Here is a 24,305-nt window from a genome sequence, read left to right as displayed (position 1 = left end):
TGTTTGTAGCGAAGAGAAAAAGTGGGGGGAACACACAATGTTGAAAAGTAAAACGATGATTTGTCTTTATATGTTTCTATTATTATGCGGTGCTTTTGCAAACCTTGGCAGAGAGGAGACGGCGGCTGCTTCTGCAAATCAGCCTGTTGTTATACCAGATGAAGCGATTCGATTACGCATTTTAGCAAATAGTGATCGTTCAGCGGATCAGGATGTGAAAAGAAGTATTCGTGACGAGGTCAATGCGAATATGACGGAGTGGGTCAAAGACCTCAGATCCATTGAAGAAGCAAGACGTGTCATTCGATCAAAGCTGCCAGAAATCAATCGTATCGCCAAAGCGAAATTGAAGGAACAGCATATTGATCAATCTGTATCGGTCAGTTTTCAAAAAGCTTCATTTCCAACAAAACTCTATGGAAATTTCGTCTATCCTGCTGGGAAATATGAAGCCATTTTAATTACGCTTGGAGAAGGGAACGGAGCCAACTGGTGGTGTGTGTTATTCCCGCCGCTCTGTTTTATCGATTTTTCAAACGGAGAAGCCATCGCCTCACCAGAAGGCGATGATGATAAACAAGTGACAGCGCAGCAAACGAAAGAGTCTGTCAATGAAGTGGTGAAAGAAGAGGAAGAAGAGACAGGTGAAGTGAAGTTCTTTTTGTTCGAATGGGTCTCTAGTCTTTTCTCTTAAAAAAGGTATAAATCGGTTTTTGCCTCATAGAGTTGAAGTAAGAGATCAAAAAAGAGGTGAAAGCATGTATTATCAATTAAGAATAGCCACAGAGGAAGATGTCCCGTCGATCAATGCTTTTCTTGAAAAGGGACAAGCAAAAGGCGGAGTAACGCTTGCAGAGCGAACAACATTTGTCGTGATGGAAGATGCGGATGGTCAGCTGGCAGGCTGCTTAGGTCTTGAACAGCTCAATGAACAAGAGGGATTGCTGCGGTCGCTTGTCATATCAGATAAGCTCGGTCAGGGGCACATTGTCTCCTTGTTCCAAAGCGTTCAAACGCTCGGAGAAAAAATAGGTGTGGATACTTTTTATGTCGTTGCAAACCATTCCTCTTCTCATGATTTTTTGGCATTGATGGGCTTTGCGCCTTTAGAGGAAATCCCAGAAAGCATATGGAGCTCTGCACATGCAAAAGAGACATTGGGGAAAGAACAGGCTGTGATCCTGCAAAAAAAAGGCAGTTAATCACAAAATGATGGACTTATACACATACTTATCCACTACAAAACAAGCGTTATCCACAAATTGTGGACAACGCTTGTTTTATTGATCATCATCTTTTATACTTTCAAAAGGATAATTGAGATATATCAACAGTTTTATCTTTTTTAAAAGGAGTTTGTAGGATGTTAAATACAAAAAGGTGGTCTGTGGATTTAGAAAAGGATTTATCCACATACTATCCACAAATTAAACAGGCGGCCGATCTGCTGCAGCAAAATGAAGTGGTTGCTTTCCCGACAGAAACCGTTTACGGACTCGGGGCAAATGCGAAAGAGACAGAAGCCGTGATGAAAATTTATGAAGCGAAAGGACGTCCGAGTGATAATCCGTTGATTGTTCACATTGCGGAAGTTCAGCAGCTTCACGAATTTGCACAAATAGAAAGCGAAAAAGCGAAGGCGCTGATGGATGCCTTTTGGCCGGGCGCCTTAACCATCGTTCTTCCGTGTAAGCCGGACACTTTATCCAAGCAGGTTACAGCAGGTTTATCCACAGTAGGTGTGAGAATGCCTGACCATCCCATTGCGCTTGAGCTCATCCGAGCAGCTGGTCTGCCAATTGCTGCACCAAGTGCGAACCGTTCAGGGAAACCTTCACCAACACAAGCCGACCATGTAGCGAGTGATCTCGAAGGAAGAATCGCTGGAATTGTGGATGGAGGTAAAACTGGAATTGGGGTTGAGTCAACGGTTGTATCCTGTGTCGGTGAGACCCCAGTGATTTTAAGACCGGGCGGAATTACAAAAGAAGCATTAGAAGAGGTTGTGGGGACGGTGAGTGTGGATCCGGGGCTGACAAAAAAGGACGAGGCGCCAGTATCGCCAGGTATGAAATACACACACTATGCACCTGAAGCCCAGATGTATATCTTTCATGGAAGTGATGAAGACATGCAGCGGCACATTCAGAAATACAAAGCTGAAGGTCTAAAAGTCGGAGTACTGACAACAGAAGAAAAGAAATCGCTGTTTGCGGCAGATGTTGTGTACAGCTGTGGATGGAGAGAAAAACCTGAAACAGTTGCTGCAAACCTCTATCGTGTACTGAGACAATTTGATGAAACGGATGTAGACTTGATTATTTCAGAAGCCTTTCCAGAGAAAGGAGTTGGTTCTGCTATTATGAACCGTCTGCAAAAAGCCGCAGGAGGGCGTACACTCCCTTCGTTCCAATAGTTCTAACCTTTCTTGGACAAACATAGGTTAAAGGAGAATGTGTGTCCAAGGGGGATTTACATGAACGAACTAGCTGGCGAATTGCTGACGCTCAGCATCATGGCTTTTGCACTTGGAATGGATGCTTTTTCGGTTGGACTTGGTATGGGGATGATTCAGCTGAGGTTCCGCCAGATCATTTATATTGGACTTGTTATTGGGATATTTCATATGTTTATGCCGCTTTTTGGTATGCTGACAGGTCAGCTCTTATCCGGATGGCTCGGTCTTCTTGCCACCTATATTGGCGGGGCGCTGCTTTTGGTGCTGGGACTGCAAATGATCGTTGCTTCTATCCGCAAAGAGGATAAGCCCTTTATCGCACCTGTTGGGACTGGTCTCGTTCTTTTTGCTACAAGTGTCAGCCTAGACAGCTTCTCTGTTGGTTTAAGCCTCGGGATTTACGGTTCCCAGGTGTGGATGACTATATTATTGTTTGGTTTTTTTAGTATGCTTCTCACATGGCTCGGATTATTACTCGGTAAACAGGTTCGGTCATGGGTGGGTTCATATAGCGGCGCGCTTGGCGGAATCATTTTACTAGCCTTTGGTATCAAATTATTATTTCCGCTCTAGCCAGTCTCCTTACATAACATGTAGAATGAAATGCTATATAATAGAAGAAAAGGAGGGCGAAAGATGAAAATCTTATTTGTTTGTACGGGAAATACATGCAGAAGTCCAATGGCTCAAGCCCTTTTTGCTTCCATTGCAGATGAAAAAGGTTTAGAGGTCACTGTAAAATCAGCGGGCATTTTTGCCTCCGATGAAGGGAAGGCGTCTCCTCAAGCGATCGAAGCATTATTTGAGAAAAGCATTCCACTGAATCACTCATCATCAAAATTGACAGAGGAGCTTCTGCGCGAAGCTCATTACGTCTTCACGATGACTATGCAGCATAAACAGTTGATTACTGAGCAGTATGCGCATGCAAAAGGCAAGGTCTTCACTTTAAAGGAATTTGCGACAGGAACAGAAGGTGATGTTTCCGACCCGTTTGGCGGAAGTCTTTCTGTTTATCAGGAAACTCGTGATGAACTTGAAGCTTTACTGTATCAGCTCGCTGAGAAATTGAAAAAAGATCATCATCATAGATAACCTGTAAAACCGTTGCGTCAACGGTTTTTCTGCTTTTGTTTGCAAATCACTAGGCAGAGGTTAAAATATAACTGTAAATAAAGAATGAATGTAAGATATAACAGATCAACTCACCCTTAGGAGGAATTGCCCGATGAAAGTAGCCATTGCATCCGATCACGGCGGAACGAATATTCGTGAAGAAATCAAACAACTGATGGATGAATTGAAGATTGAATACATTGATATGGGTTGTGAATGCGGATCAGGTTCTGTAGACTACCCAGATTATGCATTCCCTGTAGCCAATATGGTGGCAAACGGAGAAGTCGACCGCGGCATTTTAATTTGCGGGACAGGCATCGGCATGAGCATCTCGGCAAATAAAGTAAAAGGAATTCGCTGTGCATTAGCACATGATACATTTAGTGCAAAAGCAACTAGAGAACACAATGATACGAACGTTCTTGCAATGGGAGAGCGAGTGATTGGACCAGGATTAGCACGTGAGATTGCGCACATTTGGCTGACAACAGAGTTTACAGCAGGACGCCATGCTGTGCGGATTGGCAAAATTGCTGATTACGAAGAAAAGCACCTATAAGGAGCGCTTAATATGAACATTGGTCAAGATTGGCTTGAAATGTTAAAAGAGTTTCATCAAACAGTTGAATTGCGTGCCGGGCAAATCTTAGTCATTGGCTGCAGTACGTCAGAAGTGGCTGGTGAGCATATTGGTACTGCAGGAAGTGAGCAAATTGCTACGTCCATCTATCAAGAATTGGATCAGTTAAGACGAGAGACCGGCATTGAGCTCGCCTTTCAATGCTGTGAGCATCTAAATCGTGCCCTAGTCGTTGAAGAAGAAGTGGCTTTCCGTTTTAACTTGGAGATTGTAGCTGCAGTACCTGTCCGTAAAGCGGGTGGTTCGATGGCGGCTCACGCGTATCAGCAAATGGAACATCCTGTATTAGTCGAATCCATTGAGGCGCATGCTGGAATTGATATCGGCGATACGTTAATTGGGATGCACTTAAAGAGAGTCGCAGTACCTGTCCGTCTCAGCCGTCATCAATTAGGACATGCACATGTGACTTTTGCGAAAACACGTCCGAAGCTGATTGGCGGAGAAAGAGCGGTTTATACAAGATCATAGCTTCGATATATTTCTAATATAATGTTGAATGATGAAGACGCTTTACCACTTGAATATTCGGGTTTTCATAAAAAAGAAGTCGATTTTCCAAAAAAAACTTTTACATTTTACTCAAAAACCGTGTACAATGAGATGGTGAAAACATCGAATGGAAATAGATTGGAGAGGATTTCGCTGATGAAACATTTACCTGAGCAAGACGCACAAGTATTCAAAGCAATTCAACTAGAGCGGAAACGCCAGCAGGACAAAATCGAATTAATTGCATCAGAAAACTTCGTAAGCGAAGCAGTCATGGAAGCACAGGGCTCTGTATTAACAAATAAATACGCTGAGGGTTATCCTGGTAAACGCTACTATGGCGGCTGTGAACATGTAGACGTTGTGGAAGATATCGCACGTGATCGCGCAAAAGAAATTTTTGGCGCTGAGTATGTGAACGTACAACCTCACTCAGGTGCTCAAGCGAACATGGCTGTTTACTTTACTATTCTTGAGCATGGCGATACAGTGCTGGGCATGAACTTATCACATGGCGGACATTTAACACACGGAAGCCCTGTAAACTTTAGTGGTGTACAGTACAACTTTGTAGAATATGGTGTAGATAAAGAAACTCAGCATATCGACTATCAAGATGTACTTGAAAAAGCACGTGAACATAAGCCGAAACTAATCGTTGCGGGTGCAAGTGCATACCCACGTCAAATTGATTTCAAAAAGTTCCGTGAGATTGCTGATGAAGTCGGTGCTTACTTTATGGTCGACATGGCTCACATTGCTGGTCTTGTTGCAGCAGGTCTTCATCCAAATCCAGTTCCTTACGCAGATTTTGTGACAACGACAACTCACAAAACATTACGCGGACCTCGCGGCGGAATGATTCTTTGCCGTGAAGAGTTTGGTAAAAAGATCGACAAATCGATCTTCCCTGGTATTCAAGGTGGACCACTCATGCATGTCATCTCTGCAAAAGCTGTTTCTTTCGGTGAAGTATTGAACGGAGATTTCAAAACATATGCACAAAACGTCATTGATAATGCAAAACAACTAGCTGAAACTCTTTTATCTGAAGATATTCAGCTTGTATCTGGCGGAACAGATAACCATCTTGTTCTCATTGACTTGCGTTCTCTTGGCATCACAGGAAAAATTGCAGAAAACGTTCTTGATGAAATCGGTATTACAGTGAACAAAAATGCAATTCCTTATGATCCAGAGAAACCATTTGTCACAAGTGGTGTACGTGTAGGGACAGCTGCAGTAACAAGCCGCGGTTTCGATCAAGAAGCGATGAAAGAAGTCGGTTCCATTATTGCACTTGCGCTAAAACATCATGAAGATGAAGCGAAATTAGAAGAGGCGAAAAAGCGTGTATCTGATCTTACGGCTCGTTTCCCTCTATATAACGAATTAGATTATTAAAAAACAGACCCATTTGCCTATTTTTGGCATGTGGGTTTTTTTTGTAGGATTTGCGAATCATATTGAAAGATGATGTCTTTTTATGTAGAATTGTAGGAAGTGTGCAAAGTTCACCGGAAGATGACAGAAAAGGAGTTGTAGCAAGCTATGGCAAAGGTTTATGTATTTGATCACCCGCTTATTCAGCACAAACTTACATATATTCGTGACGTTCATACAGGAACTAAAGAATTTAGAGAGCTAGTGGATGAAGTCGCAACATTAATGGCATTTGAAATCACAAGAGATTTACCGCTTGAAGAGGTAGATGTAGAAACACCTGTACAAGTAGCGAAATCAAACGTGATCTCAGGTAAAAAACTCGGTGTTGTGCCAATTTTAAGAGCAGGTCTTGGAATGGTAGACGGGATTTTGAAACTCATTCCAGCTGCTAAAGTGGGACATGTTGGTTTATACCGCGATCCGAAAACATTAAAGCCTGTTGAATATTATGTGAAGCTTCCATCTGATGTGGAAGAGCGTGAATTTATCGTAGTAGATCCAATGCTTGCAACTGGCGGCTCAGCAGTCGAAGCGTTAAACAGCTTGAAAAAACGCGGTGCGAAAAACATTCGCTTCATGTGTCTGATTGCTGCCCCTGAAGGTGTAGAAGAAATGCAAAAGCATCATCCAGATGTTGATATCTACATTGCAGCATTAGATGAGAAACTAAACGAAAAAGGTTACATCATTCCAGGTCTTGGTGATGCTGGTGACCGTATGTATGGAACGAAATAAGAAAGTCTTAATAAAAGCCCACATGCAAAACGTGCATGTGGGCTTTTTTGAAATATATGACAAACGGTTGATACCGTTCATAGAAAAATCATTGTATACTGAACATTGGCTGTTTTTTTCAATGAATGTCACATCTCTCCTAAAGTTTGATGAAATTGTGAACATTTTGTGTGCTCTATCACTATAGAAAAGTTTTTTAACTTTCAACCGATTGACACATCATAGACGCTATTGTATGCTAAACGAGGGTATTATGGTAAGGTTTTCATAGCCTATAGCACTCTACTAATCCTCATTGTGAACCCTTTAATAATCAGGGTTTGTATCAACGAATGAAGCAGCATCCCATAGATCTAAAGATTTCAAGTCTGATTGTGCAATTAGACCGATGGGTGATTGATTTTTTTCGAATAGGACGGCTTATCATAAGCGTCTTCTACGCAGTTTTCATCACCATTTATCACCTTTTTTACAATATTTTTCATCGGGAGTCAGATGAATGAACGATCCAAACGCGATTTTCCGCAGACAGAGTAAATACATGTTCTATCTATTGGCAATTTTTGTGTTTGGCTATGCCATGCCTGGTTTTAAACCACTGTTTCTTGGTTTCATTATCGGCACAATTTTTGCTTTCTTTAATTTATTCCTACTTATACGGAGAATGCACGCTTTTGATCGAGCGGTTAAAAAAGGAAAATCCATTCGTTCAATGGGAAGTACAGCCAGGTGGGCCAACGCGATTCTCGCAGTAGCGATTGCTTGGCGTTACCCTAATGAAGTTCATCTGGCAGGTGTTGTTATAGGATTAATGACAATATATCCTGTCATTATGATAGATTCCTTCATTCAACTTAAACGTTCTACTATGGAAGAGAGGTGAATACTCTTTGGGTCACAGTTCAAAAACTACAGAATTTTTAGGGTTAACGTTCAACTTATCCAATGTTCTCATGATTACGATTGCTAGTATCATCGTTCTTCTCATAGCGGTGCTGACTACTCGTGTTCTGTCTATTCGTCCGACTAAGGCGCAGAACTTCATGGAATGGATCGTTGATTTTGTTCGAAATATCATAGGTAGTTCGATGGACATGAAAACAGGAGCCCCATTTCTAGCGCTTGGCGTTACATTACTCATGTACATATTTGTTTCAAACATGCTTGGACTGCCATTCTCGATTACGGTCGATCACAACTTGTGGTGGAAATCACCAACTGCTGATCCTGCAATCACAATGACACTAGCAATTATGGTCATGGGACTTACACACTTCTACGGTGTCAAGGCAAAAGGAGTCAAGGAATATACGAAAGACTTCTTCAAGCCAATCCCATATTTAGTGCCGCTGAAAATCATTGAAGAATTTGCAAACACGCTAACACTTGGTTTGCGTCTTTACGGAAATATTTTCGCTGGAGAGATTCTTCTTGGGTTACTTGCAGGACTTGCGACCAATTTCTACACGCAAAACATTGCGCTTGGTATCGTTGGTACATTAGGTGCCATCGTGCCGATGATTGTATGGCAGGCATTCAGTTTGTTTGTCGGAACAATCCAGGCATTTATCTTCACCATGCTGACAATGGTGTACATTTCCCATAAAGTCAGCGACGAACACTAAAAAATTGAGAGTCCAAAAAGGACGTTATTTTAAAGGAGGAGCTTTTTAATGAATTTAATAGCAGCAGCAATTGCAATCGGTTTAGGAGCACTAGGAGCAGGTATTGGTAACGGTCTAATCGTATCTAAAACAGTTGAAGGAATCGCTCGTCAGCCAGAAGCTGGTAGAGAACTAAGAACACTTATGTTCATCGGGGTCGCTTTAGTTGAGGCACTTCCAATTATCGCTGTCGTTATCGCATTCTTGGCATTCTTTGGTTAATATGTGAGAAGCGTTCTAATATGAATTTTAATGGCGAAGATCAGATTAGTTCGAAACTTCGCCATTCCTTTATGTTTTGTTTCTTAACATATTATTTAAAGAAGGGAGTTGCCGTACTAAATGTCTCAGTTACCAGTGGTTTTAGGAGCAGGGGGCTTAAGCTTCAACGCCGGTGATATGTTATTCCAGCTTATCGCTATGCTCATTTTGCTTGCACTTTTAAAGAAATTTGCGCTTAAACCTTTATTAGGTATTATGAAGCAGCGTGAAGATTATATAGGAAATGAAATTTCAAGTGCTGAAGAAAAGCACGTTCAAGCTGAAAAGCTTCTTGAAGAACAACGTGTCTTATTGAAAGAAGCACGCGAAGAATCACATACACTCATCGAAAATGCGAAAAAGATTGGTGAAAAACAAAAAGAAGAGATCATTCAAGCAGCACGTCAAGAATCAGAGCGCTTGAAAGAGTCTGCTAGAACTGAAATCGTGAAAGAAAAAGAACAAGCTGTGGCTGCACTGCGTGAGCAGGTTGCATCACTATCTGTGCTGATTGCATCTAAAGTGATTGAAAAAGAACTTGATGAGCAGGCACAAGAGAAATTGATTCAAGAGTACCTTAAAGAGGCAGGCGAAAGCCGATGAGCGTAACTATTGTCTCTAAGCGTTACGCTTCTGCTCTTTTTGACATCGTTCTTGCTTCTTCGGCAGTAGACGAAACTGAAAAAGAGCTGAATGAGATCAAAAAAGTTCTAAAGGCTGACCAAGAACTCAATGACTTCCTTGTTCATCCAAAGATTACGGCAGACAAAAAGAAACAGTTGATTGCTGAAGCTTTCAAAGGTGTTTCTACTTATGTATTGCACACAATGTATTTACTGATTGACCGCGGACGCACGAATATTTTCTCTGAAATGACGTCTGAGTTTGTGAAACTTGCAAACCGTACGAAACAAATAGACGATGCGGTCGTGTATTCAGTGAAACCGCTGAGCGGTGCTGAAATCCAATCTTTATCTGAAGTATTTGCCAAAAAAGCCGGAGTCACATCACTGCGTGTTGAAAATGTGATTGACAAGGATCTAATAGGCGGAGTGAAAATCCGTATCGGAAACCGCATTTATGACGGCAGTGTCAGCGGAAAGCTTTCCCGCATTGAACGTCAGCTTGCAGGCGAAAATCGTTAGAAGGGGTGAAACCTTAGTGAGTATCAAAGCTGAAGAGATTAGCGCGCTGATAAAGCAGCAAATCCAAAACTATCAATCAGAAATTGAAGTAAAAGATGTCGGTACAGTCATTCAAGTAGGGGACGGTATCGCGCGTGTACATGGCCTTGACAACATTATGGCAGGAGAGCTGGTTGAGTTCTCTAACGGTGTAATGGGTATGGCTCAAAACCTTGAGGAGTCTAACGTAGGTATCGTTATTTTAGGACCTTACAAAGATATCCGCGAAGGTGACGACGTAAAACGTACAGGTCGTATCATGGAGGTTCCAGTAGGTGAAGAGTTAATCGGACGTATTGTGAACCCGCTTGGTCAGCCTGTTGATGGACTAGGTCCAATCTTAACAAGCAAAACACGTCCAATCGAAAGTGAAGCACCTGGCGTTATGGATCGTAAATCTGTACATGAGCCGCTTCAAACAGGAATTAAAGCAATTGATGCCTTGATTCCAATCGGCCGCGGACAGCGTGAATTGATCATTGGTGACCGTCAAACAGGTAAAACATCTGTTGCAATCGATACGATTCTAAACCAAAAAGATCAAGACATGATCTGTATTTATGTAGCCATCGGACAAAAAGAATCAACGGTTCGTGGTGTTGTTGAAACACTTCGTAAGCATGGTGCGCTTGACTACACAATCGTTGTCACAGCTTCTGCATCACAGCCAGCTCCACTTCTTTACCTTGCTCCTTATGCAGGTGTAACGATGGGTGAGGAATTCATGTATAACGGCAAGCACGTACTTGTTGTCTATGATGACCTTTCTAAACAAGCGGCAGCTTACCGTGAGCTTTCATTATTGCTTCGTCGTCCTCCAGGTCGTGAGGCATTCCCTGGTGATGTTTTCTATCTTCACTCTCGTTTATTAGAACGTGCAGCGAAGCTTAGTGACGAAAAGGGTGGCGGTTCTATCACAGCATTGCCTTTCGTAGAAACGCAAGCTGGCGATATTTCTGCATATATCCCAACAAACGTTATTTCCATCACAGATGGACAGATTTTCTTACAATCTGACCTCTTCTTCTCAGGCGTACGTCCAGCGGTAAACGCAGGATTGTCTGTATCTCGTGTAGGTGGTTCTGCACAAATCAAAGCGATGAAAAAGGTAGCAGGTACACTTCGTCTGGATCTTGCTTCTTATCGTGAGCTTGAAGCGTTCGCTCAGTTTGGATCTGATCTAGACCAAGCAACTCAAGCGAAATTAAACCGTGGTGCAAGAACAGTTGAAGTCTTAAAACAAGACTTAAACAAACCGCTTAAAGTTGAAAAACAAGTAGCGATTCTTTACGCACTAACAAGAGGATACTTAGACGATGTTGCCATTGCTGATGTTAAACGTTTTGAAGCTGAGTTATTCATGTACATTGAAGAAAACCATAAAGGCTTGTTTGACACAATCTCTCAAACAGGAAATATGCCTGCTGATGAAGAGTGGAAGACAGCAATCGAAGGCTTTAAACGTACGTTTGCACCAAGCAACTAATTAGTAATCTTTCCGAGAGAAAAAGATTCTCTTTTTCTCTCTTTTCACGTAAATGAACACGGATTCCTGAAAAAAGGTGGTGAAATCTTTGGCCTCATTACGCGATATAAAGTCAAGGATCACGTCAACGAAAAAATCGAGTCAGATCACAAAAGCGATGCAAATGGTATCAGCTGCGAAACTGAATCGTGCTGAAAACAATGCGAAGTCTTTTGTTCCTTACATGGAGAAAATCCAGGAAGTGGTTGCTGCAATCGCAACTGGAACAAGTGCTAAGCACCCAATGCTTCTTTCAAGACCTGTCAAGAAAACAGGGTATCTCGTCATTACATCTGATCGAGGGCTTGCAGGACCTTTTAACAGCTCGATTTTGCGTGCCGCTTACCAAACCATTCAATCTCGTCATCAATCCGCAGATGAATATGCGGTGATTGTCATTGGTAAAATCGGACGCGACTTCTTCAAAAAGCGTGGTATTCCAGTTATTTCTGAAGTAACAGGGCTTGGAGACGAAGTAGCGTTTGCTGATATTAAAGAATTAGCAAGCAGCACAGTTCAAATGTTCTCTGATGAAGCGTTTGACGAACTTTACATGTTCTACAACCACTTTGTCAGTGCGATTTCACAAGAAGTAACAGAGAAGAAATTATTGCCGCTAACGGACCTTTCGGCCGCAGCGACACCAAATAAACGTTCCGCATCTTATGAGTTTGAGCCTTCTGAAGAAGAAATTCTTGAAGTTCTCCTTCCTCAATATGCAGAGAGTTTGATTTTCGGTGCGCTTCTTGACAGCAAAGCAAGTGAACATGCTGCAAGAATGACAGCAATGAAGAGTGCAACAGACAACGCAAAAGAATTGATCGACAGCCTGACACTCTCTTACAACCGTGCTCGTCAAGCAGCGATTACACAAGAGATTACAGAAATTGTCGGCGGAGCAGCTGCCTTAGAATAGAAATAATTGTCAGGAGGGAATGCAATGAAAACAGGACGCATCAGTCAGATCATGGGACCAGTCGTAGACGTTCGTTTTGAAGACGGTCACTTGCCTGAGATTTATAATGCGATCAAAGTTTCGCATAAAGCGGAAAGCGAAAGTGAAGTTGATATCGACTTAACTTTAGAAGTAGCACTACATTTAGGTGATGATACAGTGAGAACCATCGCGATGGCATCAACAGACGGTGTGAAACGCGGTATGGAAGCTGTAGACCTTGGAAAACCAATTTCAGTACCAGTTGGTAACGTAACACTTGGACGTGTATTCAACGTACTGGGAGATAACATTGACTTAGATGAGCCACTTGGTGTGGAAGCTCAAAGAGATCCAATCCACAGACAAGCGCCTTCTTTTGATCAACTTTCTACAGAAGTTGAAATTCTTGAAACAGGTATCAAAGTTGTTGACCTGCTTGCTCCTTACATCAAAGGTGGAAAGATCGGTCTATTCGGTGGAGCCGGTGTAGGTAAAACCGTTCTGATTCAAGAATTGATCAACAACATCGCACAAGAACACGGCGGTATTTCTGTATTCGCTGGTGTTGGAGAGCGTACACGTGAAGGAAACGACCTTTACTACGAAATGAAAGATTCTGGCGTTATCGAAAAAACAGCCATGGTCTTCGGCCAAATGAACGAGCCGCCGGGTGCACGTATGCGTGTTGCCCTAACTGGTTTGACAATGGCAGAGCATTTCCGTGATGAACAAGGTCAAGACGTATTGTTCTTCATCGATAACATCTATCGTTTTACACAAGCAGGTTCTGAAGTTTCAGCCCTTCTTGGACGTATGCCTTCAGCGGTAGGTTATCAGCCGACACTTGCAACAGAAATGGGTCAGCTGCAAGAGCGTATCACGTCTACAAACGTAGGATCTGTTACATCGATTCAAGCGATCTATGTACCTGCGGATGACTATACGGATCCAGCTCCAGCAACTACGTTCGCTCACCTTGATGCAACGACAAACCTTGAGCGTAAGCTGACTGAAATGGGTATTTACCCAGCGGTTGATCCTCTTGCTTCAACATCTCGTGCACTTGCACCTGAGATCGTTGGCGAAGAGCATTATGCGATTGCGCGTGAAGTGCAGCAAACATTGCAGCGTTATAAAGAGCTACAAGATATTATTGCCATTTTAGGTATGGATGAATTATCTGAGGACGATAAGCTTGTGGTACACAGAGCGCGTCGTGTTCAATTCTTCCTATCTCAAAACTTCCACGTAGCAGAGCAGTTCACTGGCCAAAAGGGTTCTTATGTGCCATTGAAAGAAACTGTTAAAGGTTTCAAGGAAATCTTATCTGGTAAATACGATCACCTTCCAGAAGATGCATTCCGCTTAGTTGGACGCATTGAAGAAGTGGTTGAAAAAGCCAAAGAGATGGGTGTAGAGGCCTAATCTGGTCCTTAGGAGGGTAAAAGCATGAAGACCGTTCAAGTCAATATCGTTACTCCCGACGGCCCAGTGTATCAAGCGGATGTGGAAATGGTCAGTGTAAGAGCAGAAAGCGGTGAGCTTGGTATTTTAGCTGGCCACGTTCCAATGGTTGCTCCGCTAAAAATCGGTGCAGTTCGCTTAAAACATAGTGGATCAACTGAATTGGTTGCAGTAAGTGGCGGATTTGTTGAAGTCCGCCCTGAACAAGTAACGATTCTTGCTCAGGCCGCTGAAACATCAGACAAAGTTGATGTTGATCGCGCTAAATCAGCGAAACAGCGTGCTGAAGAGCATTTGAACCACCCGAATGAAAGTGATGTACGCCGGGCGGAACTCGCATTAAAACGGGCGTTAAACCGTTTAAATGTAGCAGGGAAATAAAACAGAAAATCCTTCTTATCACAGTGATAAGAAGGATTTTTTTTAGGATGACATGAGAGATTGATACATCGACACATAAGGATGAGTTGCTTGCTTTTCTAAATATAACTGCTCGCAAAATTGCGTACTGCAATGCCATGTTTTATTGTTTCTGCGTAAGCCAAGCGTATATTGGTGCGAAGAGTCCATATAAGGCCGCACTACCCAGTCAGCATCTGAATGATGACGGATGACAACCTCTCCTAAATACACACTCATCATCGCTTCTAATGCATCTATTGGCATTTTCCACTCAGCGAACAGCTGCTTGGTCAATGCATCAAAGTATAGTGATTCTAACTGATACAGGCTTTCCTCAGAGTAATCCAAAGAAATGTTATGAAAATGACACAATTGTGCTAATTCTTCTAGCTGTGTCTGTCTATAATCAAAGTAGAAAGCAATGGCCTCCCATTCATGATCAAATGAGGGAACCAATTCTCCGTACAAATCAACAAAGTCAGGAAAAGAATCTTTCAATGTGTTCAGCTCCTTCCACACGCAGTATATCATCTCCTTGGCATCAGGATAAGAGGGGATTCACACTAAATGTAGCTCTTTTTTCCAAATGATTCATCTTTCCGATTTTCGAGGATATAATGAAAGGGAGTTTTCCTTTACAGAAATTAATAAAAGGAGGATTCAATTGTATGGAAGACGTTGGACAACAAGCAATCGTGGGCATTGTGATTCACCTATTTTTTATCGCGGTTACATGGTGGGCACTGCTTGCTGTAAATATTGATCCACTCATTAAAAAAGGGAAAATCGTTCAAGCAAGGCTGCTGATGATGCTCATTACGATTGCCATCGCATCTGCGGTCAGCAATTTTTTCCTTGATTACTTAAATTTATCCAGACAAATTCCTTATATGTTCTAACATAAAAGGTTTGGTCACGGGCTTCTGCGGGAACGTAAAAAAAAGGGTCAAAAGGCTCGCCTTTTGTTGACTTTTCCACGTATGCATTGACCTCCTTGCGGCAACACTTGTAGCAAGGGGGAATGACAGGTGAGAAAGTATTTGAAAGGTTGGCCATTATTTGCGTTTATTCTTTTTTTTGTTCTGATGATTCAAGGTGCTTGTGCGGAAGAATCTTCTCCGCTCGCTCAAATAGCAGAAGGTTTGAAAAACCAGCAAATCGAAGTCGATGGATGGACCCTTCATGCCAAAACAAATGTAGATATTTCATCCGAACAATTTTCAAAAAAAGTGAAACGTTTGAAAGACGAACTACGACAGTATGAGTGGACCGAAAAAAAAGAACAACATGTCACCAAAGTCACAGGAATTTACAAAGATGAAAAAAATGATACAGAATCGAAAATTTTACTCGTAAAGACCGACACAAAATCAAATCAAAAGTCGTATTTATTATATGAGCAAAAAGGTGCTCGCCCACTGAATACCTGGGAGCATACATATGATCAGTTCGTACGTCATGCAAAAAGCATATTACAAGAGAAAATTGTAATTTTTACTTGTCTCGATGGTCATGTAAATGGTATGATGGATGTTGTTTTGCAAAAAAAAGCTGAAACGTTAGCAAATGAATTTCAAGCAAAACCAGTTGAGTATCTCGTTGAGTCTAATTTTGTGTCGCTTTCCGCTTACACAGAGAAGTGGGAACAGTTCATTATGACTTCAAATGATAAAATGAATGTTCAAATTGCCATCAGAAGTTCGGAAATGAACGAAAATCATACGATTACGGTTGGCACACCAATCGTAACGACTGAATATTAATATAGAGAATTTGGGACGCGGAGGGGAAGACCTTGGAAAAAATCATCGTCCGCGGCGGTCAAAAGTTAAACGGCACAGTTAAAGTAGAAGGCGCAAAAAATGCCGTTTTACCAGTTATCGCTGCATCTTTGTTAGCAAGTACAGAAAAAAGCGTAATTTGTGATGTACCTACGCTCTCCGATGTATATACAATCAATGAAGTGTTACGTCATTTAGGAGCAGAAGTACATTTTGAAAATAACGAAGTATCAGTTGATGCATCTCATGCACTAGAAACTGAGGCTCCGTTTGAGTATGTCCGTAAAATGAGAGCATCCGTGCTTGTCATGGGACCACTTTTAGCAAGAACAGGTCATGCAAGAGTTGCATTACCTGGAGGCTGTGCAATTGGTTCAAGACCAATTGATCAGCATTTAAAAGGCTTTGAAGCGATGGGAGCTAAAATTCAAGTAGGTAATGGTTTCATCGAGGCTGAAGTAAAAGGCCGTTTAAAAGGTGCAAAAATCTATTTGGATTTCCCAAGTGTAGGGGCAACTGAAAACATCATCATGGCAGCAGCATTAGCAGAAGGAACAACAATTTTAGAAAACGTAGCAAAAGAACCTGAAATTGTTGATTTAGCAAACTACATCAATGCCATGGGCGGTAAGGTTCGCGGTGCTGGTACTGGTACAATCAAAATCGAAGGTGTGGAAACACTTCACGGTGCAAAACACAACATCATCCCTGACAGAATTGAAGCAGGTACTTTCATGGTGGCAGCAGCCATTACAGAAGGAAATGTTCTTGTAAAAGGCGCAGTGCCAGAGCACATGACATCACTTGTTGCAAAAATGGAAGAAATGGGTATTCAGATCATTGAAGAAGAAGAAGGTTTAAGAGTCATTGGACCATCTGAGCTCAAGCCAATCGATCTAAAAACAATGCCGCATCCTGGGTTCCCAACGGATATGCAATCTCAGATGATGGCGCTATTGCTTCGTGCGAACGGAACAAGCATGATCACAGAAACGGTGTTTGAAAACCGCTTTATGCATGCTGAAGAATTCCGCCGCATGAATGGCGATATTAAAATTGAGGGTCGCTCTGTCATTATCAATGGGCCGGTTCAACTTCAAGGTGCTGAAGTGGCAGCGACTGATTTAAGAGCAGGAGCAGCACTTGTACTTGCTGGATTAGTGGCAGAAGGTCATACACGTGTCACAGAGTTGAAGCATATTGACCGTGGTTATGTGAACTTCCACCAAAAGCTTGCAGCAATCGGTGCAGATATTGAAAGAGTAAACGATGAATCAGCAGATGTGACACAAGAACAAGTTGTATCAGATCTGAACGCGTAATCATAAAGAAATCAGTGTGTCCATTGGGCATGCTGATTTTTTTAGATTCATAGAATGCCTCATTTCACGAAGCTTATCATTAGTGTATCCAACCATCTTAAATTTTATTCATACAGACGAACAGTAAAATCCATTTGAAGAACAGCCTCATACCTCGATAAAAGACTTGTCCACTAAATGAAAGAAGCTGTCATATTAGCTTGTCCCTGCCCATAGGATAAAAGAGATTCAATGACAAATGGGGGCAGCCAAATATGAAACCAATGATATGGACAATCGCAGGAATATGCATCATCATTTTAATGATTCCAACATTACTTGTGTTGCCGACATTCCAAGGGAAGCCGGCGGCCAGCCAGCACGTAGCAGCGGAACCATCAGTTAAAAAAGAAGTGAAGGGTTCAGTCAAATTGAAGCAATCACCCGTCGCTATCCCCGTCTATCGCTCTGCTCATCAGCAGGTAGAAAACATCCCCTTAGAAGAGTATGTGATTGGTGTCGTAGCATCTGAAATGCCAGCTGATTTTGAAATGGAAGCACTCAAGGCACAGGCGCTCGCAGCAAGAACGTATATCGTCAGACAAATGATCAGTGATAAGACCGTCAAATCACCTAAGGGCTCGCTTGTAGATGATACCCAAATGTTCCAGGTGTACAAAAACAAACAGGAACTCAAGAAAATTTGGGGGAAAGCGTACAATTGGAAATTAAAAAAGGTCACGGAAGCTGTCGCCAGCACACAAGGAAAAGTGCTGACTTATGACGAGAAACCAATTGATGCTTCATTCTTTTCAACAAGTAACGGAAAAACGGAAAATGCCGAAGCCTATTGGAAAAACGAAATCCCTTATTTGAAAAGTGTCTCAAGTAAATGGGACGAAAAATCGCCAAAATTTCAAAACAAGAAAACCATCTCGGTAAGTGAATTTCAGCAAAAATTAGGTGTGACGCTCACTCAGCAGGCTCAGGTCGGACAGATAGTAGAACGGACACCAGGAAACCAAGTAGCGAAAGCCGTGATCAACGGTAAAACACTGTCAGGACGAGACATTCGAGAATCACTAGGCCTTCATTCAGCGGACTTCACATGGGAACGCCAGGGCCAGCAGATTGTCATTACAACAAAAGGATATGGTCATGGTGTAGGCATGAGTCAATATGGTGCGCATTATATGGCGCAGGCTGGCAAAAAAGTAGATGCCATCGTGAAACATTATTATAAAGGAATTCAAATCGAATCAGCCGATCGTTTTCTCAACACGTATATGGCTAAAAAATAAAGCAAAGGTGCCTCAGAAATGGGGCATTTTTTTGTGTGGTCAAAGAGGTTTGAACAGAATGTGACAAATTGCGACTTAAGACGCACCGAAGGAAAACTTAAACATTTATGTCCCGATAAGAACTGATGGCCGATACAAAGCCCCTCAAAAGGAGGAGAAATCGAGAGGATAAAGGGTCTGTTAGGTGAAAATATCTAGACATCTGACAGAATTTTAGTGATTTTGATGAAAGAGAAAAAGGGACCGAGTCCTATACCATTCCAAGACAGAATATTTTACGATTAAGATGTTTCAATTAAATACATAAGGAGGAAGGAAAATTATGTTGAAAAAAGTATTCTCACTCGTAACCTTAGCTGTATTGACATTATCTATGTCAATCTCTTCACCAGTATTTGCAGAAGCATCTACAGTCAAAAAACATAATAAAGATGTAAGAGTCACAATCTTACTTGATGCAAGTGGAAGTATGGCAAGAAAAGTTGAGGGAGAGCGCAAATTTGATCTCGCCAAACAAGAGGTATTTAAATTTGCTCAATCACTTCCAAAAGACGCTAAAATTCGTATGAGCTTGTTTGGTTCTGAAGGAAACAACAAAAATTCAGGTAAAGCTCAATCATGTGAAGTCATTAGAGGCGTTTACGGCGTACAGCCTTATGAAAAAGACAGCTTTGAAAATTCTTTAAACGGACTTGGACCAAATGGCTGGACACCAATTGCACGTGCACTTGAAAATGCAAAGCAAGCGGATGAGCAGCTTACTGAAGGAACAAAGCATATTGTGTACTTAATCACTGATGGTGAAGAAACTTGTGGCGGAGATCCAGTAAAAGTAGCAAAAGAATTGCATAACTCAAAAGGATCAACTGTTGTAAATGTGATCGGGTTAGACTTTAACGATGGCTATGAAGGTCAATTGAAGCAAGTAGCCAAAGCTGGTAAAGGCCATTACTACCAAGCAAGCACTGGTAAAGAAATGGGTTCTATCTTATCAGCAGAATCATTAAAACTACACGAATAACTTGCTGAACAAAAGGGAAACGATTGATTCATGCTTTCGTTTCTCTTTTTCTGTACAAAAGTAAAAAATGGAGGTTTTTATTGATGAAAAGAAATATCATATTAACCATTTTGGCTAGTCTTGTCCTGCTTCTTTCTTCACCAGCTCATGCTGTAACAAAACAAGAGCCGCCTGCTCATGTAGTGATATTACTCGATTTAAGCGGTAGCATGGCACAATCAGTTGAAGGTGAAAAGAAAATCGATATCGCCAAACGGTCTATTCAAAGCTTTGCGGGCATTTTATCAGAAGATACACAAGTTTTGCTTCGTGTGTTTGGTCATGAAGGAACCAATAAAAATGCAGGGAAAGCCGTTTCTTGTTCAAGTTCTGAAGCTGTTTACGGATTTGGATCATATGAGCCATCAACATTTCAGCAAGCACTAAATGTGTATAAGCCAACCGGCTGGACACCACTTGCAAAAGCATTAACTGATACGAAACAAGATTTTGAAGATCACCAGGCTGAAGGGAAAAATATTGTTTATGTTGTCAGTGATGGTGAAGAAACTTGTGGTGGAAGCCCTTCACAAGCAGCAAAGGAATTACATGAAGAAGGAATAGATACAATCGTCAATATCATTGGCTTCGACGTAAATGAAAAAGAAGCAAAAAGTTTGAAATCTGTTGCAAAAGCGGGTGGAGGACATTATCAACCGGCTGCAAATGCCGAAGAATTGAACCGCATTCTTCAACAAGAAGCGAGCGCTTTTGGTCAGTAGAGAGTGAATGGCAGCTGGGGAAACAACCCCAGCTGTTTTTAAGTTGACGATTAATTCAAGGTCGTTTCTAATTCATCAATTCGTTTCTCCACGTAATGCTGATCCTTTCTTGCATGGAAGGTTTCGGCTTTTTCTAATATGGCAGCCGTATTATACTCGGGAATCTGTGAGTAACTCTCATACACACCTTTAGGAATTAAAACGTTCCCTTCCGGCCAATAAACTGCGATATTGCCACGTCTTAACTCTCCGAATTGAGCCACTCCTTGATAGGATCCATATTGATTAAAGAGAACAACTGGATCACCTTCTTGGACATAAAGCTCTTTTGCATCTTCTTCATTCATCAGGATAGAATGACGTTTTCCACCATTAAAGGCATCCTTTTCACTGTAAATCATGGAGTTGAATTGCTTTCCTCTTCTTGTCGTGATATTGAAATGTCCTTCAGTTTTTCGATATTGAGGCAGCTGAGCAGGAAGCAGATGCCCCTTTCCGTCTGGTGTTGGACATACGCCATCTTCACAAAGCCAAGCGCCTCCCCATTGAAAAACGTCTCCCTTATGACGTAAATGCTGGATGCCATCATAGTTTCGATTGGCGATCGCTATCTCACGACGAATGTCTTCAGGTGTTTCAAAATGAATCAGCTCGGCATCTTCTGGCCGGACCCTTTTCGCAAGATCAACATAAATGTCCCATTCAGCTCTGGCTTCCTCAATACGAGGTCCTTCAATTTCTGGACTGAAATATACCATGCGTTCTGTACTGGTTGATGTGCCGCCGCCTGGTTGTTCATATCTTGTCATAGCAGGCAGCACAATTACCGCCTCTTCAGCGTCTACCAGCGTAGAGGTATTCAAAATGATATCTTGGTGGACACGGAGTTCAAGTTCAGATAATGCTTTTTCAATCGCTTCTGGGTTTGGCATCGTTTCTAAAAAGTTTCCACCACTCGTAAACAGCATTTTGAGTTTTTGTGGATGATCTTTTGGGAGAGCCATCTTCTCAAAGGATTGCCCAATGGTGTCACCATGCCATTTAGGAATGTCAAATCCCCATATATGTTCGATTCTTTCAATATTCTCTTCATCAAAATCACTACCCGGCAAAACGAATGGATCAGCGCCCATTTCACCGGAACCTTGGACGCCGCTATGTCCCCGAATTGGCATGACACCACAATGTTTTCTGCCAATGAATCCTCGCAGCATGGCAAGGTTGGCAACCTGTGATATATTATCAGTTGCAAAGCGGTGCTGAGTAAGGCCCATACTCCAAATAAAAACACCTGAATTAGCATTGGCAAGCAGTGTTGCAAAATCCTTCATTCTTTCTTTTGATAAACCTGATGATGCTTCTAGGTCCTCCCACTTCAACTGTGCGACATGCTGCTTTAAATCCTGTATGCCTGTTGTATGGTTTTGAATAAATTCGTGATCAAGAGCTGAATGGGGAGCATGCTGCTCCATGTCAAACCAATGCTTGATGACGCCGTTCATAAACGCAATATCTCCGCCTATATTGACTTGGTAAAAATCATCCGCAATTTTTGTCCCGAATAAAGCACTCTCTGGAATAGAAGGAACCCAGTACTTTTCCATGGCAGGCTCTTTATATGGATTGATGACGATAATTTTTGTCCCTTTCTTTTTAGCAGCGTACATATATTTAGTGGAAACAGGCTGATTGTTTGCTGCGACAGATCCCCAAAAAATTAATACATCAGTTCCAATCCAATCACTGTAATTACAGCTGGAAGCGCCGATGCCAAGGGACCGTTTAAGAGCGGTTTTACTTGGTGAATGGCAAATGCGAGAAGCATTATCAATATGATTCGTCCCTATAAATCGAGCTGCCTTTGCAGCGGTATAATAAACTTCATTTGTAATTCCTCTGGCGGTTAAATAGAAAGCAAGCTGCCGTTTATCAATTGATTGAATTTTAGCTGCGATTTGATCTAGTGCATTATCCCAAGAAATACGTGTAAAGGCATTGTCACCTTTTTTTCGGAGCAATGGATAAGGAATTCGCCCAAGCTTGCGAAGAGAGGTGCTGTCCATTTGCTTTAGCTGATGAATATCTTCAAACCATTTTGGATCAATAGCTGGCATTGTGTTAAGACGAAGTACATTTAGTCTTGTAGTGCATATATGGGGTCCTGTGAGCGTTTGATCATACAGTCCTGAGACGCCAAGGGCACAGCCGTCACAAACGCCCTGCGTTAAAATACGGTACGCGTAGGGAAGGTTATCTTTGTTCTCCCATGCCACTTTCATCGTATCTCGAATGTGTTTCGGTTTCACTTTGCCAAGCCCCATTGGTGCAAAAGAGGCCCATAGCTTTGGTGAGGGTTTTTTATTGAGTTTAACAGGCCCCTTATGTTTAGTTTTCCCCATGAGATCATCACCCTCCTATTACTTTGTAAAGCGTTTTCATATCTAAAAATTACCTTTAGATTGTGATTCTGTCAAATTCAAATTAAGGTCGGGCTGAGACAGAGGAAGCAGCAGGTGGGCTTGTTTCTCTCAGCTGCTGAATATCCTTCCGAATAAGAAGTGATATGATAAAAGCGATGAAAAATAAGCCAGAGAACACCATAAGACTCTGTGTGTAATTACCTGTTATATCTCGGATGAAGGATGAAAATAGGGGTCCTGCTAAACCCGCAGCGGCCCAAGCCGTCAGAATATAACCGTGTATGGCACCAAGCTGCTTTGTACCAAACAAATCCCCAATATAGGCTGGAATTGAAGCAAATCCTCCTCCATAGCACGTATAAATGATCGCCATGACGATTGAAAAGATGAGCGGTTCTTTTAAATAGGGGAGTAAAGGAAAAGCAATGAGCTGGATACTGAAAAAAATCGTGTACGTATTCGGTCTTCCTATATAATCTGAGAACGATGCCCAGCCAATTCGTCCTAACCCATTAAAAGCACCTAAAATGCCCACAAGAGTAGCTGCAGCACCTGCAGTGAACCCAACACTTTCTTGAGCAAGAGGTGACGCTACTGAAATAATAGCAATTCCGCATGTGATATTAATAAAAAGCATAAGCCACAAATAATAAAAACGTCTTGTCTTGATCGCTTCATTTGCAGTAAGCTGTGATAAATCTTGAGGAATTTTTCCTTGCTTTGTTTTGAATGCGTCAAATTGCTTGACGTCATCAGGTGTTGGTGGTGATAAATAAAGAGATGAGATCACCATGATGATAAAATAGGAGATTCCAAGAATATAAAAAGTATTTGCGATATTCACTTTTTCAATGAGAAATTGAATAATTGGGCTGCAAATAAGAGAAGCAAATCCAAACCCCATAATGGCTAATCCGGTTGCAAGCCCTCTTCGATCCGGAAACCATTTGACTAGAGTTGATACAGGTGCAATATAGCCTACACCTAAACCTATTCCAGCGAGTACACCATAAAATAAATAGAGGAGAGGCAGTGAGGACATGTGGACAGCGAATCCTGATCCAGTCATTCCGATGCCGAAGAAAATAGCTGAGAAGAGCCCCGATGCCTTTGGACCATACCTTTCAACGAAATGTCCCATGAAAGCAGCAGATAAACCTAAAAATAAAATAGCAATACTGAAGGTGAGACTGATTTCTGTTAATGACCACTGAAAGGCTTCATGTAAAGGATTCGTAAAAACACTCCAAGCATAAACAGACCCAATAGATAAATGAATTCCTACAGCACTTGTTGCAATGAGCCAGCGATTTTTCGATTTGTTCATTTTGTTCCCCCCATATAAAGCAATCAAGAAGTTTGATAAGATAGAAATATGTTACATTTTCATGAC

Annotated in this window: 27 protein-coding genes; 24 read left to right on the top strand and 3 right to left on the bottom strand. The window is 41.8% G+C overall.

Going from position 1 to position 24,305, the window contains the following annotated elements; all coding sequences use genetic code 11:
• The first annotated feature begins 40 nt into the window (after positions 1–40).
• From spoIIR to AC20OE_RS02675, 18 genes are all read left to right on the top strand, one after another.
• Positions 41–694, top strand: coding sequence for a stage II sporulation protein R (gene spoIIR / locus AC20OE_RS02760; RefSeq protein ID WP_247544068.1), 654 nt, complete (start codon positions 41–43; stop codon positions 692–694).
• A 64-nt stretch (positions 695–758) separates the two neighbouring features.
• Positions 759–1,202 carry a GNAT family N-acetyltransferase gene (locus AC20OE_RS02755; protein ID WP_058838553.1) on the top strand — a complete coding sequence of 148 codons (444 nt, stop codon included), beginning with the start codon at positions 759–761 and terminating at the stop codon, positions 1,200–1,202.
• A gap of 161 nt (positions 1,203–1,363) precedes the next feature.
• Positions 1,364–2,416 (top strand): L-threonylcarbamoyladenylate synthase, encoded by a 1,053-nt coding sequence (locus AC20OE_RS02750; protein ID WP_372555783.1) that lies wholly within the window; start codon positions 1,364–1,366, stop codon positions 2,414–2,416.
• A 60-nt stretch (positions 2,417–2,476) separates the two neighbouring features.
• Positions 2,477–3,031 (top strand): manganese efflux pump MntP, encoded by a 555-nt coding sequence (locus tag AC20OE_RS02745; RefSeq protein ID WP_039182117.1) that lies wholly within the window; start codon positions 2,477–2,479, stop codon positions 3,029–3,031.
• A gap of 63 nt (positions 3,032–3,094) precedes the next feature.
• Positions 3,095–3,553 (top strand): low molecular weight protein arginine phosphatase, encoded by a 459-nt coding sequence (locus AC20OE_RS02740; RefSeq protein ID WP_059376376.1) that lies wholly within the window; start codon positions 3,095–3,097, stop codon positions 3,551–3,553.
• 133 nt (positions 3,554–3,686) lie between these two features.
• Positions 3,687–4,136 (top strand): ribose 5-phosphate isomerase B, encoded by a 450-nt coding sequence (gene rpiB / locus AC20OE_RS02735; RefSeq protein ID WP_003214714.1) that lies wholly within the window; start codon positions 3,687–3,689, stop codon positions 4,134–4,136.
• Positions 4,137–4,148: 12 nt separating this feature from the next.
• Positions 4,149–4,688 (top strand): TIGR01440 family protein, encoded by a 540-nt coding sequence (locus AC20OE_RS02730; protein WP_212043469.1) that lies wholly within the window; start codon positions 4,149–4,151, stop codon positions 4,686–4,688.
• Between the two features lie 177 nt (positions 4,689–4,865).
• On the top strand, positions 4,866–6,113 hold the full coding sequence (gene glyA / locus AC20OE_RS02725) for a serine hydroxymethyltransferase (protein WP_034281450.1): 1,248 nt from the start codon (positions 4,866–4,868) through the stop codon (positions 6,111–6,113).
• A gap of 147 nt (positions 6,114–6,260) precedes the next feature.
• Positions 6,261–6,890 carry a uracil phosphoribosyltransferase gene (gene upp / locus AC20OE_RS02720; protein ID WP_003214553.1) on the top strand — a complete coding sequence of 210 codons (630 nt, stop codon included), beginning with the start codon at positions 6,261–6,263 and terminating at the stop codon, positions 6,888–6,890.
• Positions 6,891–7,389: 499 nt separating this feature from the next.
• Positions 7,390–7,773 carry an ATP synthase subunit I gene (locus tag AC20OE_RS02715; RefSeq protein WP_024423731.1) on the top strand — a complete coding sequence of 128 codons (384 nt, stop codon included), beginning with the start codon at positions 7,390–7,392 and terminating at the stop codon, positions 7,771–7,773.
• Positions 7,774–7,780: 7 nt separating this feature from the next.
• Positions 7,781–8,515 (top strand): F0F1 ATP synthase subunit A, encoded by a 735-nt coding sequence (gene atpB, locus AC20OE_RS02710; protein WP_024423730.1) that lies wholly within the window; start codon positions 7,781–7,783, stop codon positions 8,513–8,515.
• A 48-nt stretch (positions 8,516–8,563) separates the two neighbouring features.
• A complete protein-coding gene (gene atpE / locus AC20OE_RS02705; RefSeq protein WP_003214968.1) occupies positions 8,564–8,776 on the top strand; it encodes a F0F1 ATP synthase subunit C in 213 nt (70 codons plus the stop codon).
• A gap of 120 nt (positions 8,777–8,896) precedes the next feature.
• Positions 8,897–9,418: a F0F1 ATP synthase subunit B gene (gene atpF / locus AC20OE_RS02700; RefSeq protein WP_034281220.1), complete on the top strand. Its 522-nt coding sequence runs from the start codon at positions 8,897–8,899 to the stop codon at positions 9,416–9,418.
• On the top strand, positions 9,415–9,960 hold the full coding sequence (locus tag AC20OE_RS02695; RefSeq protein WP_024426340.1) for a F0F1 ATP synthase subunit delta: 546 nt from the start codon (positions 9,415–9,417) through the stop codon (positions 9,958–9,960). Before atpF ends, AC20OE_RS02695 begins: the two co-directional genes overlap by 4 nt.
• A 16-nt stretch (positions 9,961–9,976) precedes the next feature.
• Positions 9,977–11,485 (top strand): F0F1 ATP synthase subunit alpha, encoded by a 1,509-nt coding sequence (gene atpA / locus AC20OE_RS02690; RefSeq protein WP_039182105.1) that lies wholly within the window; start codon positions 9,977–9,979, stop codon positions 11,483–11,485.
• Positions 11,486–11,573: 88 nt separating this feature from the next.
• Positions 11,574–12,440, top strand: a complete 867-nt coding sequence (locus tag AC20OE_RS02685) for a F0F1 ATP synthase subunit gamma (RefSeq protein WP_024423727.1) — start codon at positions 11,574–11,576, stop codon at positions 12,438–12,440.
• 24 nt (positions 12,441–12,464) lie between these two features.
• Positions 12,465–13,886, top strand: coding sequence for a F0F1 ATP synthase subunit beta (gene atpD, locus AC20OE_RS02680; RefSeq protein WP_008354929.1), 1,422 nt, complete (start codon positions 12,465–12,467; stop codon positions 13,884–13,886).
• Positions 13,887–13,910: 24 nt separating this feature from the next.
• The gene (locus AC20OE_RS02675; RefSeq protein WP_003214592.1) at positions 13,911–14,306 is read left to right on the top strand and encodes a F0F1 ATP synthase subunit epsilon; all 396 of its coding nucleotides are present in this window, start codon (positions 13,911–13,913) and stop codon (positions 14,304–14,306) included.
• Between the two features lie 42 nt (positions 14,307–14,348).
• On the opposite strand, the gene AC20OE_RS02670 is transcribed toward AC20OE_RS02675, so the two are convergent.
• On the bottom strand, positions 14,349–14,825 hold the full coding sequence (locus tag AC20OE_RS02670) for a hypothetical protein (protein WP_058838604.1): 477 nt from the start codon (positions 14,823–14,825) through the stop codon (positions 14,349–14,351).
• A 170-nt stretch (positions 14,826–14,995) separates the two neighbouring features.
• Between AC20OE_RS02670 and AC20OE_RS02665 the strand changes: the two genes are divergently transcribed.
• The 6 genes from AC20OE_RS02665 to AC20OE_RS02640 all read left to right on the top strand — a co-directional run bounded on the left by AC20OE_RS02665 (position 14,996) and on the right by AC20OE_RS02640 (position 20,492).
• Positions 14,996–15,226, top strand: a complete 231-nt coding sequence (locus tag AC20OE_RS02665) for a DUF1146 family protein (protein ID WP_341084755.1) — start codon at positions 14,996–14,998, stop codon at positions 15,224–15,226.
• A 129-nt stretch (positions 15,227–15,355) separates the two neighbouring features.
• A complete protein-coding gene (locus tag AC20OE_RS02660; protein ID WP_341084753.1) occupies positions 15,356–16,090 on the top strand; it encodes a YwmB family TATA-box binding protein in 735 nt (244 codons plus the stop codon).
• Between the two features lie 32 nt (positions 16,091–16,122).
• Entirely contained in the window at positions 16,123–17,430 is a 1,308-nt protein-coding gene (gene murA, locus AC20OE_RS02655; protein ID WP_024423722.1) for a UDP-N-acetylglucosamine 1-carboxyvinyltransferase, read from the top strand.
• 254 nt (positions 17,431–17,684) lie between these two features.
• Positions 17,685–18,710, top strand: coding sequence for a stage II sporulation protein D (spoIID, locus tag AC20OE_RS02650; protein WP_041087858.1), 1,026 nt, complete (start codon positions 17,685–17,687; stop codon positions 18,708–18,710).
• A gap of 322 nt (positions 18,711–19,032) precedes the next feature.
• Positions 19,033–19,731, top strand: a complete 699-nt coding sequence (locus AC20OE_RS02645) for a VWA domain-containing protein (RefSeq protein ID WP_039182096.1) — start codon at positions 19,033–19,035, stop codon at positions 19,729–19,731.
• Between the two features lie 83 nt (positions 19,732–19,814).
• Positions 19,815–20,492, top strand: a complete 678-nt coding sequence (locus AC20OE_RS02640) for a VWA domain-containing protein (RefSeq protein ID WP_059376383.1) — start codon at positions 19,815–19,817, stop codon at positions 20,490–20,492.
• Positions 20,493–20,542: 50 nt separating this feature from the next.
• On the opposite strand, the gene AC20OE_RS02635 is transcribed toward AC20OE_RS02640, so the two are convergent.
• A complete protein-coding gene (locus AC20OE_RS02635; RefSeq protein WP_341084750.1) occupies positions 20,543–22,891 on the bottom strand; it encodes an FdhF/YdeP family oxidoreductase in 2,349 nt (782 codons plus the stop codon).
• Positions 22,892–22,973: 82 nt separating this feature from the next.
• Complete coding sequence (locus AC20OE_RS02630; protein WP_039182087.1) at positions 22,974–24,239, bottom strand: L-lactate MFS transporter; 1,266 nt, start codon at positions 24,237–24,239, stop codon at positions 22,974–22,976.
• Between the last annotated feature and the right edge of the window lie 66 nt (positions 24,240–24,305).

Source organism: Bacillus sp. SRI_025 (assembly GCF_057592095.1).
This window is presented reverse-complemented; position numbering and strand designations above follow the sequence as displayed.